The following is a 15,373-nucleotide window of genomic DNA, read 5'->3' as shown; positions in this document are numbered from 1 at the left end:
AGATTTACTCCGTTCTTCCCCCCACGTTTCCAGCTATTTAAAATAACTAAATGAATATATAAAAATCACAGAAACCCAATCATTCATCCACTTTATTTTTATGGAAATTTCCTTTTGCTGCAATTATTATTCGTTATACTGAAGCTATCAAAAAATCACAGAGGTATCATTTATGAAGGACAATAACAACAGTATAAAAGGAAAAAATACCACCGTAACGACACTGATTCTTTTTTTAGTAATCCTCATCGCTCTCTTTCTTGCGTTTATCACTGGCGCGAAGTTGGCAGAATCGAAAGCGCCGGCACCTGCATCAAAAGCACTTGCATCGGCTGCATCGAGCAGTACTATACAGTCTTCGGAGAGCACATCTTCATCAAGCAGCGGTTCTACCGTGAGTTCATCGGCTGCGAGTACGTCCACGACGGAGAGTACTCCCGCTGAAACTGTTGAACAGGGCTCTTATGGCGTCACTTTTCCTAAAGGTGCCGTTTTAATGGGAGAGACAACTATCTTCGGATTTTCTGTAACAACCTATCCGCAGAGTGACGAACTCGCCGTCTCTTATAGTCCTAAAGGAAATTACGCTCCAGGTGCTCACATGAGCAGCGTGGCTGGCTTTTACCCGACGGACATTCCAATGACAACGATCCCTGTCAATGAAAATGGCGTCACAAAAAACGTTACTGTCTCGACAGAATTGAAGCTTTCTGAAAGTGACAGCAGTAAACCTGACCTAGCATTCTTTCTTAACTTTAACAACAACGATACGAAGGTCTTTGCCTACTTGAACAATAACAAAAATGTTGTTCTTGCCTTTACTCCACCCAACAATAACGGCCCCTATATCGCAGTCGTCCTTTATGAGACACAGATGTAATCCCACGTCTTCTAAGTTTCTTTAACTTGGAGGACGTGTTTTATTATTCATTCGATGATGCTTTTCAAGCGCCCTCATAATAGGGTAAAATCAAATAAAAGAGACACGAGTCTTATAAGAAAGAGGGCATTTATGTATACGATTTTAAAAAACGGGTTTCGTTTTCTATTGGTGATTGGCTGCGGGATCGGGTTGGCTTTATTGTTAGGCATTTTTGAGGGGCGTTTTGAAGCAAATCAATTGATTTTCTACACGATCCAAAGCAACCTACTCATCTTTTTTGGCTATTTATATTTGATTGCGAAAAGTCTTGTAGCATCTGTATCAACCAAAAGGAACGTAGCGTTTGATTTTTCGCCGAACGTCATGGGAGCGTTGACGCTGATCATTGTTATCACTGGATTGATCTACAATTTTATTTTAGTTCCTTCTATTCCAAGTACTTCGGAATATGCAGTCAATAGTCTGTCCGATTTTCTTGTCCATACCTATACCCCGGTCATGGTGTTCGTTGACTGGCTGCTCTTTGCAGATACAAGACCTCTGAAAAAAATCAAGCCGTGGACTTGGGCGGTCCTGCCGTTGCTTTATTGGGTTTTTACGATTGTTCGTGCGCAAATTGGCGGGCCCATCGCCGGTTTCGACAGCTATTACCCTTACTTTTTTATTGATGCGATCGATTTAGGGTGGCAGCGGGTGTTCCTAAACGTTATTGTTTTATTGATTTTCTTCGTCGTTTTTGGTTATTTAATGAAGTTGATTGCTTGGGGAACCAATCGTTTTAAACCAGCAAACGCGAATCCGCGCGTTTATTAATAGCATAAGCTTAAAAAACCTGTGTGATCCCTAGGATTGCGCAGGTTTATATTTCTCGATCGTCTTGAAAATCATCCGTTATTGGAAGTCTCCCTGTTTCTCTCATTATGCCGTTTCTTTTTATGATACTCTGCCAATGCTCGATTGAAATTTGCGATCAATGCGGTCAAAATACCAACTCCCACAAACACATAAAGGATTGAAAAAAGTTTGCCAAATGCTGTCTGGGGAGACAGATCCCCGTAGCCCACCGTCGCGAGTGTCATCACGGAAAAATACAGCGCATCTAAATAAGTCATCCCTTCAATATTGTGATAGAAAATCGTTCCGATCGATAGAATGAATAAAACGGCTAGCATAAGTGCCTTCTGTTCTTCCTGTCGAAAAAGAATTCGTAAAATATGCCACAAACTTCTAAATAGTAATGCGAATGCTACCATGATATCCCTGCTTCCATTTCAAAAATAAATTCGTTTACTTTATTTTATACAACTAAGAAGCTTTTTTAAACACGCTTGAACACATTAAAAAAGTACCGCTCTCTTATTTTGAGCACGGCACTTTTGTCTGCAATTTTTTAGTCTTTATCTGGCATATCTTGAATAATCGTTACGAAGGAAACATCCGCCATTTGCGCATAAGGTGCGATGTACACTTCTAGATCGATCCCGTTTCTGCTAGGCTTGACTTGGACGATCGTTCCGATCGGAATACCTGCGGGCGAATTTCTGCCTAGACCGGAAGTACGGACGACATCTCCTTTTTTGATATTTTTTTCTTTAGTAATTTGCGTGGCGATCAGTTGCTTCTTTTTTTCATCGTACATGGTTAAAATACCAAAAGATTCTCCATCTTCGGCACTTATTTTTATCGGAAAATGATTGCTGCTTCTATTATCAGAAGTGACCAGCTCGATTTCGCAGGACTGTTCTTTTACTTTTCTTACTCGACCAATCAAGCCCTTTTGAGACATCACCGCCATGTTTTTTGTAACGCCATCCTGACTGCCCTTGTCTACCATCAATGTATTTTGCCACGCATTCGGAGATCGGGCAATCACTGTTGCTGCCAGCGTTCGATAGTTCGTCAACCGTTTTTTTAATTGGACTTCTTCTTTAAGGCGCTCAATTTCTTGTGATTGGCTCGTTACCTTCCGCTTCATTTCATCATAGTGAGCAACTTCTTCTTCCAGTTTTCTGTTTTCCTCATAGGTATCAAATAAATTCGACACAGAGTATTTACGATCAGATACCCATTTCTTTGGTACAGCAATGACTTTATTCACTGCGCCGATCGGGTCTTTTACGACAGACCGCATACTCTCGACCCCATTTTCCTTTGCTTGATTTGCCATCACACTTATCGCTATGACCATTACGATAAGGATAACCATTAGTCTTTTTTTACGATTCTTTCCTGAATGCGCCCTTTTCATTTACCCACCCCAAAACACCCTATTTGAATTGAATTTTACCAATAATCGTTGGACTAAAAAATGAACAAAAGATGTTTTTTAAGCAAACTTATCATTTACTGTCAATTTATCAATCATTCTAATCATTTTTAGTAGTGATTTAAATAACGAATTCATCAAAAACATTCTTTTTTTCTAGCTTTATCTTATAAAAAAGAGACCGAGCGAGTGGATTGTTTTCATCTGTTATGTTAAATCTATCAAAACCCTACTATAATAAGAGTAACGATACTTCATTGAAAGGATGTGTGGAAAATGAATACGCCTCTTAAAAACAAGGATTACTCGCATGCCAATCTAAGGCACTCTGATTTTCATGATAGGATTTTTGAGCAGGTTGATTTTTCTCATGCGGATCTAACTGGTGCGAATTTTGATAATTGTTTGTGTGTGGATTGTGATTTTTCAGACGCGCGTTTGGTAAATGCTTCGTTACAAGGAACGGATTTTCAGTGGTCCCGCTTGTGTGGCGCAGATATCTCCGGTGCGAATCTCTTTTTCGCCATGCTGGAGCACGCGGATTTGACAGGTATCATCCATGATGCACAGACGAAGTTTTTTGATCTTTATTGTCCCGCGGAAGGAGCATTTATCGGCTACAAAAAGTGCTTTGATCACCGAATCGTCCAATTATTGATCCCAACGAATGCTCGCAGGACTTCCGCAACAAACTCCTGCTGCCGTTGTGACAAGGCGAAGGTGCTGACGATCAAAGATATGTACACGAATGAAGCCTATGAAGAAGCGATTTCTTATGTTGATGGAGACTTTATTTATCGTGTCGGTGAATGGGTCGTTGCAGAAAATTTTAATCCCAATCGTTGGGCAGATTCTACTGGCGGTATTCATTTTTGGCTGACGCGAAAAGAAGCTGAAGGATACATGTAAGCCTTCGTCTGCCACTTTCAATTTAGCTAAAAAACATTTTTTTCTATTTATAAAAGAATATAGACAAGAAAATTCTTTTAAATGCTAATTTAGGTGATCTTGGTCGACCACTGACGGTTGAAATAATACCGTTCACGATATCCCTCTTAACAATTAGTACTTTTCCTTTACAATTACACTCAAGGGGGATTGTACTAGTGCGAACATCAATTTATGTAGAAACAGACAAAAGTGTAGAAGTCTTGTCGGTGGAGGATCTGCTTTATATCGCTGTTGATACCACAAGGGATCATTTTTTATGCTTCACCACAAGAGATAAGAAGTATTACGGCCGCGGAACGCTTAATGATTTTGAAGGAAAAGAATGGCGCTGGTTCTTTCGTTGCCATCGCTCCGTCGTAGTGAATTTGCTTAATATCAAAGAAATTAACAAATATGACCGGTGTGTTTATTTTTCAAACGATGAAGGAAACAATACCTGTCCTTTTTCAAGAAGAAAATATTTGCCGCTGAGAGAATCTTTGAAGGAATATCTCCTGACTTGATCCATGATTTTCCTATGAATAAAAGAAAAATTCGGGAATTTATGTTGTAGCTGGGGGATAAATAGATTAAACTTTAAAAGCGTTCAATTTTAGATGTTGGAAGGAGGGAAATTTTTGACTCATAGCCTCACACTGTATTTGTTAAGGAAAATACAAGCGCAACGTTATATGTCCGAAATAGATTATGAAAATACGACTTATGCTCTAGAAATCCTACTTATCAATTTGTTTAAAAGTGTTCAAGTATACGCTGTCGCATTTGTTTTTGGTGTTTTATTTGAAACATTTCTCATGAATCTGGCATACGTTTTTCTAAGAATACCCGCTGGCGGCTGGCATGCAAAATCTTCCCGTAACTGCTCTATTTTCGGCTTGGTCGTTTTTGTCGGGATTCCAGTATTTTTAAAATACAGTCTGTTCACCTTTTCATTTAACTGGTTGCTTCTTCTGTCCTCCATCGTTCTGCTGATCGTTTTTCTCTACGCACCTTCAGATACAGAGAAAAATCCTCTTGTCAGCATTAGTGAACGAAAAAAGAAAAAAAGGAAGGCACTATTCAGCGCCTTCGTGGTGATTTGCCTCTCCCTATTTTTTGTGGCTGCTAAAACAAGTACATTGCTAATAACAGGTCTAGTCATTGAATCACTCTTGATTCACCCATTTTTTTATAAATTAACTAAAAGGAGTTATAAAAATTATGAAAACTATCAAACTGAACTCTAACTCAATGCAGAAAAAAATCTCCACTATTATCCTTGCTTTTTCGGCTGTTTTGTTAAGCTATCCTTGCTTCATTTGGGGTTATGAACCTGAGAATCCAAAACTTAAACAATTAAAACGGAAATGAACACGTTCCAATTCTTAATCATCGTTTTAGCGATGGTTGTAGAAAATTTTTCACAGCTTTTTATTTACTCAAAGTTGATAAATAAAAAGATACCCTTTGGAATGAAATTGATACTCCCGATAATTTCCACAATTGTTTATATGTTCTTTCATTATTGGATCTTGATCGTCATATTGCTCTACTTTTTGTTTGTCGGAAAACGAGTCAGCAAAGGTTCTAGCACTAACATGATATGGTTTTACGGTGTCTACACGACATTTTCCTATTCTGTATTTGCTTATCTAATGAACTCAACACTGCTCTTTATCTTGGGAGAAACGCTTTTTGATCAATACATGTATTTGATTAATATCGTGTTTTCTCCCTTTTTTTCTGTTGTTTGTAATTTGCTGTTGTTACATTTGATACGGCCCAGCCTGACCTTTTTAAAAAGAAATCTTGATAATGCAAATCATTATTTTCTTTTCTTTATAAACGTTTTATTGACCCTGTGCTGCGTATTGCAATTCAGCTATTATTGGATAGAACGATACCTCCTAAAAGATGGAACTGGCATTAGAAAATATCTGATCCTTCTTTTCATTTCAATAATTCTTTTACTAGTTCTCTATCTAAATTTAAAGACAAAAAAAATGGATGCAGAACGTATCCAACAACTCAAGGACACGCAGTTGGCTGACCTTAGCTCGTATGTTCATCAAATCGAGGCGATTTATGGCGAGCTGCGCAGCTTTCGACACGATTACCATAATATGCTGATCAGCTTGAGTGAGAGCATCAAGTCAAAAGATATTTCACTGATTGAGGATACCTATAATAAAATTCTGAATCACGAAAATCTTGTTATTGATAAAGAGCACTATTCTTTGACTAGGTTGAATAACTTGAAGACATTACCTATAAAGGGTGTGATTTCAGCGCATGTCATTCAGGCGTGGCAGAAAAATATTCCTGTACGCTTAGAGGTCGAGGATGTTATCGAAAATGAAAGTATTGATATCTTAGATTATGTGCGGGTGGTATCTAACTTACTGGATAATGCTATTGAGGCTGCTGAAAAAGATGCGCATCCGTTTTTGAACATCGCCTTTTTTAAGAACGATTCTGAGAGGGAGATTCAATTGATCATAGAAAATTCCTGCTCGGAGAACTCCTTAAACATCGTAAAAATCTTTCAAAAAGGGTACTCAACAAAAGGAACGAACCGGGGATTAGGATTAGCCACGGTTCAAGCGATTTTACAAAACTATCAAAATCTTTCCCTGCAAACGGAATTTCAAGCAGGTGTATTTCGACAAACTTTTGTAATCAGAGAGGTGATTCAACTTTGAATATTTTTCTATTGGAAGACGACATTCTGCAGCAGCAGCGTTTAGAATTAGTGATTCGTGAAATTCTTGCAAAAAATCATTGGATCGCTAAGTCTATTATCGCGACCTCTCGGCCAGATTTTCTGCTTGAGAAGGTACGAGAAACTGTTGATCAAAATATTTATTTTTTAGATATTGAATTACATGGTGAGAAAAGAAAAGGATTGGACGTCGCCAAAGAAATTCGAAAATACGATAAATACGGGATCATTATTTTCATTACGACCCACTCTGAATTTGCGCCGATCACCTATGCTTACAAGGTTTCCGCCTTTGATTTTATAGACAAAGACAGCTCGATCGATGAGATTCAGGAACACATTTTTGAAGGTCTTTCCCATTTGCGATCAATGAACACGACTCAGCACGGCGAAGAATTATTTGTCTTTCGTAATCAAAATACCAGTTTTCAAGTTCCTTTTTCCGATATTCTTTATTTTGAAACGACGGAAATTTCTCATAAAGTCCGACTAATTTGCAAGTCTCGATTGGTCAATTTCTATGCGACCCTAGAAGAAATAAAGAAGCTGGATGATCGTTTTTATAAGGTCCATCGTGCATTTGTTGTCAATCTAAGCAACATCACGGAGATCAAGCGAAACGAAGGCATTATTTATTTTGACAAAAATCATTTTTGCCCCATTTCTAGAAGAAAAATCAAAACCGTTCTTGAGAAAATGGATACCTCCCGTCTAGGATAATCCAAAAGGCAGTAAGACCCTTCTTTGAAAGAGTGGTCTTACTGCCTTTCTTTGTATTCCACTTATTACTCACGTAGTTGTCGATCAGCTACGTGTTTTTTTTGTTTTGAAAAATATCCATGGTAAGTCCTCTGAGATCTGTTAATCGCAGCAGGTCTCGCAAAGATTCGTATTCATCATACAGTTTCTTTTTTTCCGCGTTTAATTGATAGGTCGTCAGGATTCCTGATAAAAAAGGGGCATCAAACATTTTAGCAGCGACGGTCTGGTAACGCGTATCCGTTTGAGTAATGAAGCAATCCTCGTCCTTATAATAATTAATCAACAGAGGCGATGGCCCTTCTATATTGATTTTTCCTGAATAAGAAGTCTGTTGGGACAACAGCCCGTTTTTCTCTAAAGAGTCTAATTGCTCCTCAATTATTTTGGCAGTTTTTTCAGCATTTCCGATCTTTACAAAAAGATCATAAACGGACGTGCCCTCGGCAGCCTCTACGTCTTTCATCGCAAGGATTTTCTCCACAGGAATGGTCTCACAGGACTCTTCACTATTTTCCACTTTGTCATAGTAATACTCTCGATGTGTTCCCTGAAAAATGATCTTCTTTTGAAGCTGGATGCGCTCTCTACTGATTCCTGCCCCCAGCATGCGATCCAGTGCACTCTTTACAAAATCTTCAGTCATTGTAAGCCCCTTTCAACCTTCGTCCTGGCATTCTTCTCTTTGGTCCTTGACGAAAAAGACGATACCCTCACAACCGTTAGTCCTCTCGGGTGCATAGTTGGTGACTACTCTATTTAAAAAAACTGATTATGCGCTATTAGAAGAAGTCAGCTATACGACTTTTTGTTTTTCCAATTCTAAATAGAAGAGAGCTTCCGTCATCTTCTTTGAATAGACTCTTCGTACTTTTCTAGGGACAAACTGATGAATGTCATCTTCGCTGTACCCGATCTGCAATTTGGTTTCATTCATAATGATCGGGCGTTTTAACAAGCTCGGATTTTCTTCAATTACAGCAACCAATTCATTGAAGGATAACTCGTTAAAATCAAAAGAAAATTTTTGATAAACCTTCGAACGTGTCGCGATAATCTCATCTGTTCCGGTTTCCGTTAATGAAAGAATTTCTTTCAGCTCTCTTTTCGTAAGTGGTTCAGAAATGATATTTCTTTCCTCAAAATCCAATCCTTGTTTTTCTAACCATGCCTTCGCTTTTCTGCATGAATTGCAACTGGCTGACCCATATAATTTAATCATATTTAACTCACCTTTCTAAAAAAATCATTTTTTAAATACGCCTGTTATCTACACCTATTACGATACAGCACTGATTCGCCGTTGTTAACCTAATTCTAAAAAGCTCCCTTAAATCCGCTGCTTATTTTAGACTAAAAATTGTCATTTTATAACTAATTTCGAACTAGATTAACGACCGTAAAACCCTTGTATAAATGAATTTACGCCAATTTCAATAACAGAAGGAAATCGACACCTGTGAAATGACTCAATTATTTCCACGCGAAGTAAAAATATGATTATTTGACAATAAGTATCATTTATCATTACAAAAATAGATGATATTATTGTTTGCATCCATCATAAAAACCGAATTCTATCACTATTGGATGATTTATCCATTTGTCCATTAGTATGTTTCCAATTTTCAGATTATTACTATTCTGAGCCGGCTTATTGACTAAATATCTCGATCCTCCGCCACTTCTAGCGGCCAGTATCAAACCAAAATCCAGACGGTGAATCTAAGAAGTTGCATCGGTGGCGTGTGGGTATCATAAGAAGTCTTTGATTTATTTCGGTAACCTGATAAAATATTATTTGTGTAGGAATCTATTGGAATAGGAGGAAGCACTCAATGGATGAAAAAGAACTAAATATAACCGTTACCCATAAGTATTTTGAATTGAGCAGCTTATTCATGCAATTTTTCCGTGAAAATTCTCGCGGCCCCTTCAAATTTGAGAATCGCAACCGTGGTCAGGGGCAAATACTGAGCATCGTCCGGGAACACGGAAGTATCTCTCAAAAAGAGCTGGTACAGCGGCTGGATATGCGCCCGCAATCAGCCTCCGAGATGATCCGCAAGCTTGAAAAGAAAGAATACATTACGCGCGAGAGATCGCAAGAAGATAAACGGGTGATGACTATTCATTTGACTGCACGCGGAAAAATCGCCGCGCAGCAGAGCGACGATTTTCAACCAGTGGTCCTTGACGTCCTAACCCCTGAGGAAAAGGAACAATTTGATCATATATTGACCAAGCTGATCCATGAATTGGAACCGCAGGTCAAGCACAAACCCCGAAATCGTTTCGGGCGTCCGTGACGTGTTTCTTCTATACTATAGAATTATTTTTAAGCAGAAAAAAGACGTATTTCGTGATTGAAATACGTCCGTCTGCTTATTTTTTTCGGTTTCTGATTTTCTTTGTTAAAAAACCAATAACAAAGACAGATAAAATTTTGAACATCAATGATTTTACCGCGCTGTCCTGTTGCTTGCTTTGATTTTTTCCTGATTGTTTGTGATGGAAATGATTTTTTTGCTGGCCGCCGTGTCTTAATAGATTTTTCATATCCTAAATTCCTCCTATTTTACCCTAATTTTCTTGTCGGTGGTCGTTTCGTTGGCGTCGTTTCTGTCTCAATTGCGTCTTCAAAAGCGGTCAAATCTTCGTACTCTTTATAATATTTTTTCAGCGAAGAGGTGAACTCTGGGTCCCACGGTTTTACATGGCCCGAGTAATGAATAATTTTTGGGTCTCGCCGTGCTTGAAAATATTCTTTTTCGCCTTCTGGGTCTGGATGCTCCACTTCACGTTTCATAATATAGCTTTGGGCATTCCACTTAGGATGCAGTTGCAGCCATTGGTCATGTAAAATGGCATTCAACGCGTCTTGATCATGAAATTGAAGCTTTTCAGGATTGTCATGGATAAAGCGTAACACACGCTTCGTTACATTCTCACTCAGCCATTTTTCCACATTGATCAGCATAAAGCCGGAATTAAAGTACGTTGTCGATCCACAAGCGATGTCCATTTTTTCGAGACGATTATGGAAGCCTGCGTCCTCAACAGCAGCTAGCGTGTATGCGCCGAGATCAATCTCCCAAAGCTCTGAAATATCGGCCAGCGCAATCATGTCACAATCCAAATAGAGAATTTTCTCCACGTTTTTATCTTTAAAGAGTTCAGGGATCGCGATTCGATAATACGCCGTTTCAGGGATTCGATCACTTTCTACAGCATCCGAAAAATAATTCTTATCGATCGTTAGGAAATGCAGTTTTTCGCCGTACTCCTTAAGCGTTTCTCGCATCAATCGTTTATTTCCGATACTGATCTTATCATCGATCACATAAAAATCGATCATTGATACCGGTTGTTCCGTATTCTCTAAAATGGAAACAAATAGTGCCGAAACGTGCTCCGCAAAGCCATCATTACTACTTGAAACCACTGTCATTTTTTCATTTTTCATTTTACATTCACCGTCTTCATAAAGATACTTTCGTTTAGCAGTTCCATATATTTCTCTTGGAAAGGATGGTCTTCTAACGTATTCCAAGGCTTGTCGTGTCCTGTAAAATGGATAATCGCCGGATTCTCCCGTCCTTCCTTGTATGCTTTTTTGTAGGCTTCGGTCGGTGCTGGATGTTTGTCCGAAACCAATGACGCCTGCATATTCCAACGAGGATGGAACGGATGCCACTGCTCATACAACACCGCATTCAAGGCATCTTGATCATGATAAATGATTTTATCCCCATGCTTTTTCAAGTAACTGATCGTTTTATCTGTAATTTCTTGCTGGTTCCATCGATCAACATCGATCACCATCACGCCGGAGTTAAAATAGTAGTCTTCTGAATCTACGCCGAGTCTTTCTAGTGCCTTCGTTTGGCCTGGATCAATGATCGCTCCGATCGTTTTTCCTTCTAGATCCTGTTGGTAAAGTTTTTGGATATCATCCAAAATAAGCGTATCTGCATCGATATACAAAATTTTCTTATATTGTTTTTTTGCCAAAATCTTTGGCATCGAGATTCTAAAATAAGCGGTCGTTGTAATATGATCACTCACTAAAAAGTCTTCATACACACTTTCATCAACCTTCACAAATTGAATAACAGCGGCATTTGAATGATTACGCGCCGTCTGGATCAATTTTTCTTTACTTGCGACTGAAAGATCGTCGTCGATAATAACGAAGCGAATGGGTGTACTCCTTGATGTTTGTTTCAGTAAAGTTGAGATCATTACACTAAGATAAGGAGCATAATTTTCATCAGCTGCTGTGACTACAGGGATTTCCTCAATTTTTGAGAACATAGAACCTTCACTCCTATCTGAATTTTTCGTAGCTATTAATAACAGTTCTCTACAAAATTCAGAGTAGACCCCTCCGAACAATTAAGCAAAATTACTGCCTTGACACCTCTTCCATTTACTCAAAAAACGGGCTAAAAGTACTTATATTTGGCTGTTTTGTATAAATTATTAATTTTTTCTAAAGTTTTTATTTATTTTATTGTAATCTTATTGAATATTATTCATATGAGCGTTTAATTGTTCATTTTCTCCTTATTAGACTACCCTTAGGATAGATAAAGCACAAAAAAGGACGGATATAGATGAAATTAGTTGCAGTAGATCTTGACGGCACCTTGCTAAATAGAGACGGTCTTGTCACTGAAGCGAACGCCTCCGCACTAAAGAAATTTGACGAACAAGGCGGAGTCATCGCGTTAGCTACGGGACGCTCGATACACTCCGCAAAAGAAGTGTTCGCCCACTTGGGGATACAAGGATATACTTTGGCTTCGAATGGTGCCTATGTGGCACGCATTGAAGATGGCGAAATCGCCGATGTTCTGAAAAACTATACCATTGATTCTGATACAGTGAAAACTGCTCTCACACTTGCGATGAAAGCGGAAGTGACTGTCGTAGCCAGCAGAGCGACCCAAGACGACCGCATGTCCTTTGCTCAGGATAAGAATGAAAAGAACAGCCCCTACTATGCACAATTCAATTTGAAAGAATCAAAAGTTGAAGATTTATGGAAGGAAATCGAGGAAAATGAGATCCGTTATTTCAAATTGGCCTTTACAGATAACGACACACGCAAGCTGGTCAAACTCCGTGCGCAATTAGAAAAGCACGAGATCAACAGTTCCTATTCTGATACCTATTGGCTCGAAGTGATGGGAGATGGTGTCAATAAGGGTGCCGCACTGAACTTTTTAGCTGCCCACCTAGACATTGAAGCAAAGGATATTCTGGCGATCGGTGATCAAGAGAATGATCTGGAGATGTTGAAAATGAGCGGGACCAGCGTGGCGATGGCTAACGCAGCCCCTGCTGTAAAAAAAATAGTCCATAAGATGACTCGCTCCAACGATCAGTCTGGTGTCGCGTTTGCATTAAAGGATTACCTCGACTAACCCTCCCACTACACAAATAAAGAGGCTGCCGAAATCGGCAGCCTCTTTATTCATTGTAGCTCAACACTTTACGACCATTTAATGATTGACACGTGCGGTTGTTTCTTCCGTGGATCGTCATGAAGCGCAGGATCTGTTCTGCTGAGACTTCCATAATGGTCTGCATCACATACCACTCGATGCCTTCAGTCAATGGCGGTGTGGTTAATGAGCCGATATAGTGATAATAGCTTTTATTTTCAGGAATCAATCCGTCTACAGAAAATTCGCCGAAGCATTGCTGCTTGTCGTATTGATCCAATATATGTTCAAAATCTGGGTTGTGCTCTCCAACTTGGTAAAAAACACCCAAAACTGCTGTTTGACCGTTAGGCGATTGGAAGAGAAAATGACCTTCCAATGGAAAAATCTCGCCATTTAAGCGATGTTCTGAATCCGCGTGAAAATGCACTTGGACAAAGTCAAACCTGCGATGGTTGATGAGCGCCTGCCCCGCACCTAAAAGCTGCAGGTTTTGTCCATTATTAAAAAAAGTAGCGGTCGTATCAGAAAAGTTCACTTGCACTGGGGCAAGCGCCTCGTAGGTTTCAGTCATGCTCGTTTGGATGTCGATCGGTGATTGGGTCTGACCGCCTTGCGGATGCCAATCTCCCTGGTGGCAATAATCAATTAAAAATTCTGCTTTCATAGGATACCTCAATTACCTTAAAATTTTTACAATAATATCATTTTCCAGAATTTTTTTCCATCCATATGCAAATATCATTGAAAACTGAAAGTTTTTGGGTTTCATTTAGCAGTTCATGGCGTGCTTTTTCGTAGAGGCGGACGGTCACTTGTTGTACGCCAGCAGCTCGATACGCGCGGGCCGCTTTCATTACACCTTTTCCATACTCTCCGACAGGGTCTTCTTTTCCAGACAATAAAAGGATCGGTAAATTTTTAGGTACCTTGTGGACTAACTCCGCGTTTTGCGCACGAATAATCAATGTAAACAATTCGTGGTACCCGCTTAATGTGAATAAAAACCCGCAGTTAGGATCTGCAAGGTACGCGTCGACCTCCTCCGGCAGACTGACCAGCCAGTCTTTGTCCGTTCTTGGAGCTTCTATTTTGCGATTCATCCTACCAAATGCCAAGCGATCGATCAGCTTGCTAGGATGCTTTTCCCCTTGAATCTTGCTCAACAGCTTCGCTGATTTCTGACCCATTCGCGTCAGCCAAACAGGCTGCTGCCCCGTTCCGACTAAGATCGCGCCTTGGATCTCCTCTCCATAGTCGTAAATATAATTGCGCAAAACAAAGGAACCCATGCTGTGGCCTAAAATAAAAAAGGGCAGCTTCGGATACTGTTTCTTTCCCCACTGGGTCACTTCATACAAATCTTGGACCAACCCATGCTTGATCGTTTCATCATGAAAATAGCCTTTCGGGGCTTCCTGGATGGATGATCCGTGGCCTAGATGATCATGACCGACCACGACGATTCCCTGTTCATTCAAGTATTCGGCCAAAGCTTCATAGCGCAATAAATGCTCGGCCATGCCGTGTGTGACTTGTAAGACTGCCCACGGCTCATCACAGGACCAATGATAGCCTTGCAGCCGGGTGGTTTCATCAACAGAAAGCAATTCAACGGTTTCTAACATAAGAGACTCCCTTCTTCTACACATCGTTTTAATTTATTCGCAAATTTTCACGTCATAAATCCATCTTAAGTTGGAGGTACTTTTCTAAATAAATGATACACTATTACTAAAATGGAGGGATAGAATATGTCTTGCTTAGGTAATATCATCTGGTTTATTTTTGGCGGCTTGGTTGGCGGGCTGCTTTGGTGCCTCGCGGGTGCTTTATGGTGCCTCACGATCATCGGTATTCCGATCGGACTGCAATGTTTCAAATTTGCGTCGTTAAGTTTTGCGCCCTTTGGCAAAGACATTGTGTACCATACAACAGGGATAAATTTGTTCGTCAATATTATTTGGCTGATTGTTTCCGGAGTTCCTTTGGCATTAGGCCATCTGGCTAGCGCTCTTTTTCTATGCCTCACGATCGTCGGCATCCCGTTTGCTATGCAATCTGTGAAGCTCGCACGGTTGGCGCTGCTGCCATTCGGGGCCGAGATTATTCCAGTTCGCTGACCGAATGTTGCTAAAATCGAATAATATAAAAAGAGGAGACCGCAGTCTTCCTCTTTTTCTTATCCGAAAATCAAGTAGAGCAATCCTGCAACTACTAATACGATATTCAGCGTTACTTGAATGTTTACCATCAATGAAGAGATGTTTTTCTTCTTGCGCTTTGCGAGGCTAAGAAAAATATTATACGCACCTACTAAAATGATGAAGATTACTAATGCTGTTAGATACAAAAAGCCA

At 39.7% G+C, this 15,373-nt stretch carries 20 protein-coding genes; 10 read left to right on the top strand and 10 right to left on the bottom strand.

Going from position 1 to position 15,373, the window contains the following annotated elements:
* Window positions 1-172: 172 nt before the first annotated feature.
* Together IGI66_RS14420 and IGI66_RS14415 are read left to right on the top strand one after the other, a co-directional pair.
* Window positions 173-880, top strand: a complete 708-nt coding sequence (locus IGI66_RS14420) for a hypothetical protein (RefSeq protein WP_438849359.1) — start codon at window positions 173-175, stop codon at window positions 878-880.
* Window positions 881-1,012: 132 nt separating this feature from the next.
* Complete coding sequence (locus tag IGI66_RS14415; protein WP_438849358.1) at window positions 1,013-1,696, top strand: Pr6Pr family membrane protein; 684 nt, start codon at window positions 1,013-1,015, stop codon at window positions 1,694-1,696.
* Window positions 1,697-1,767: 71 nt separating this feature from the next.
* On the opposite strand, the gene IGI66_RS14410 is transcribed toward IGI66_RS14415, so the two are convergent.
* Together IGI66_RS14410 and mreC are read right to left on the bottom strand one after the other, a co-directional pair.
* The gene (locus IGI66_RS14410) at window positions 1,768-2,136 is read right to left on the bottom strand and encodes a potassium channel family protein (protein ID WP_301516871.1); all 369 of its coding nucleotides are present in this window, start codon (window positions 2,134-2,136) and stop codon (window positions 1,768-1,770) included.
* A gap of 137 nt (window positions 2,137-2,273) precedes the next feature.
* A complete protein-coding gene (mreC, locus tag IGI66_RS14405; protein WP_314575498.1) occupies window positions 2,274-3,131 on the bottom strand; it encodes a rod shape-determining protein MreC in 858 nt (285 codons plus the stop codon).
* A 294-nt stretch (window positions 3,132-3,425) separates the two neighbouring features.
* Between mreC and IGI66_RS14400 the strand changes: the two genes are divergently transcribed.
* The 5 genes from IGI66_RS14400 (at window position 3,426) to IGI66_RS14380 (ending at window position 7,521) form a co-directional block, all read left to right on the top strand.
* A complete protein-coding gene (locus tag IGI66_RS14400; RefSeq protein WP_438849357.1) occupies window positions 3,426-4,058 on the top strand; it encodes a pentapeptide repeat-containing protein in 633 nt (210 codons plus the stop codon).
* Between the two features lie 197 nt (window positions 4,059-4,255).
* A complete protein-coding gene (locus IGI66_RS14395) occupies window positions 4,256-4,603 on the top strand; it encodes a LytR/AlgR family response regulator transcription factor (RefSeq protein WP_010779012.1) in 348 nt (115 codons plus the stop codon).
* Window positions 4,604-4,717: 114 nt separating this feature from the next.
* On the top strand, window positions 4,718-5,326 hold the full coding sequence (locus IGI66_RS14390) for an accessory gene regulator AgrB (protein ID WP_438849356.1): 609 nt from the start codon (window positions 4,718-4,720) through the stop codon (window positions 5,324-5,326).
* Window positions 5,327-6,082: 756 nt separating this feature from the next.
* Complete coding sequence (locus tag IGI66_RS14385; RefSeq protein ID WP_438849355.1) at window positions 6,083-6,781, top strand: sensor histidine kinase; 699 nt, start codon at window positions 6,083-6,085, stop codon at window positions 6,779-6,781.
* Window positions 6,778-7,521: a LytR/AlgR family response regulator transcription factor gene (locus IGI66_RS14380; protein ID WP_438849354.1), complete on the top strand. Its 744-nt coding sequence runs from the start codon at window positions 6,778-6,780 to the stop codon at window positions 7,519-7,521. Before IGI66_RS14385 ends, IGI66_RS14380 begins: the two co-directional genes overlap by 4 nt.
* A gap of 88 nt (window positions 7,522-7,609) precedes the next feature.
* On the opposite strand, the gene IGI66_RS14375 is transcribed toward IGI66_RS14380, so the two are convergent.
* Both IGI66_RS14375 and spx read right to left on the bottom strand, forming a co-directional pair.
* Entirely contained in the window at window positions 7,610-8,206 is a 597-nt protein-coding gene (locus tag IGI66_RS14375) for a hypothetical protein (protein WP_438849353.1), read from the bottom strand.
* Between the two features lie 150 nt (window positions 8,207-8,356).
* A complete protein-coding gene (gene spx / locus IGI66_RS14370) occupies window positions 8,357-8,782 on the bottom strand; it encodes a transcriptional regulator Spx (RefSeq protein WP_438849352.1) in 426 nt (141 codons plus the stop codon).
* Window positions 8,783-9,398: 616 nt separating this feature from the next.
* Between spx and IGI66_RS14365 the strand changes: the two genes are divergently transcribed.
* Complete coding sequence (locus IGI66_RS14365; protein WP_010779005.1) at window positions 9,399-9,869, top strand: MarR family winged helix-turn-helix transcriptional regulator; 471 nt, start codon at window positions 9,399-9,401, stop codon at window positions 9,867-9,869.
* Window positions 9,870-9,945: 76 nt separating this feature from the next.
* Here the strand turns inward: IGI66_RS14365 and IGI66_RS14360 are convergent, their stop codons facing one another.
* Genes IGI66_RS14360 through IGI66_RS14350 form a run of 3 tightly spaced genes read right to left on the bottom strand, consistent with a single transcriptional unit; the run spans window position 9,946 to window position 11,877 of the window.
* Window positions 9,946-10,119, bottom strand: a complete 174-nt coding sequence (locus IGI66_RS14360) for a hypothetical protein (protein WP_205242236.1) — start codon at window positions 10,117-10,119, stop codon at window positions 9,946-9,948.
* A gap of 19 nt (window positions 10,120-10,138) precedes the next feature.
* Window positions 10,139-11,026, bottom strand: coding sequence for a glycosyltransferase family 8 protein (locus tag IGI66_RS14355; RefSeq protein ID WP_438849350.1), 888 nt, complete (start codon window positions 11,024-11,026; stop codon window positions 10,139-10,141).
* Window positions 11,023-11,877: a glycosyltransferase family 8 protein gene (locus tag IGI66_RS14350; RefSeq protein ID WP_438849349.1), complete on the bottom strand. Its 855-nt coding sequence runs from the start codon at window positions 11,875-11,877 to the stop codon at window positions 11,023-11,025. The genes IGI66_RS14355 and IGI66_RS14350 overlap by 4 nt, the downstream gene beginning before the upstream one ends.
* A 302-nt stretch (window positions 11,878-12,179) precedes the next feature.
* On the opposite strand from IGI66_RS14350, the gene IGI66_RS14345 reads away from it, so the two are divergent.
* On the top strand, window positions 12,180-12,992 hold the full coding sequence (locus IGI66_RS14345) for an HAD family hydrolase (protein WP_431378380.1): 813 nt from the start codon (window positions 12,180-12,182) through the stop codon (window positions 12,990-12,992).
* Window positions 12,993-13,038: 46 nt separating this feature from the next.
* Here IGI66_RS14345 and IGI66_RS14340 read toward each other — a convergent pair whose 3' ends face one another.
* Both IGI66_RS14340 and IGI66_RS14335 read right to left on the bottom strand, forming a co-directional pair.
* Window positions 13,039-13,680 carry a carbonic anhydrase family protein gene (locus tag IGI66_RS14340; RefSeq protein ID WP_438849348.1) on the bottom strand — a complete coding sequence of 214 codons (642 nt, stop codon included), beginning with the start codon at window positions 13,678-13,680 and terminating at the stop codon, window positions 13,039-13,041.
* Between the two features lie 37 nt (window positions 13,681-13,717).
* Window positions 13,718-14,641 (bottom strand): alpha/beta hydrolase, encoded by a 924-nt coding sequence (locus IGI66_RS14335; RefSeq protein WP_438849347.1) that lies wholly within the window; start codon window positions 14,639-14,641, stop codon window positions 13,718-13,720.
* A 126-nt stretch (window positions 14,642-14,767) separates the two neighbouring features.
* Here IGI66_RS14335 and IGI66_RS14330 point away from each other — a divergent pair, with 126 nt between their 5' ends.
* Window positions 14,768-15,136, top strand: coding sequence for a YccF domain-containing protein (locus IGI66_RS14330; protein WP_438849346.1), 369 nt, complete (start codon window positions 14,768-14,770; stop codon window positions 15,134-15,136).
* 59 nt (window positions 15,137-15,195) lie between these two features.
* Here IGI66_RS14330 and IGI66_RS14325 read toward each other — a convergent pair whose 3' ends face one another.
* Window positions 15,196-15,366: a hypothetical protein gene (locus tag IGI66_RS14325; RefSeq protein WP_167540793.1), complete on the bottom strand. Its 171-nt coding sequence runs from the start codon at window positions 15,364-15,366 to the stop codon at window positions 15,196-15,198.
* Window positions 15,367-15,373 lie beyond the last annotated feature (7 nt).

The organism is Enterococcus sp. AZ048 (assembly GCF_051715125.1).
Classification (GTDB): Bacteria; Bacillota; Bacilli; order Lactobacillales; family Enterococcaceae; genus Enterococcus_A; species Enterococcus_A gilvus.
The sequence above is the reverse complement of the archived record's forward strand: the minus strand, read 5'-3'. Positions and strand labels throughout refer to the sequence as shown.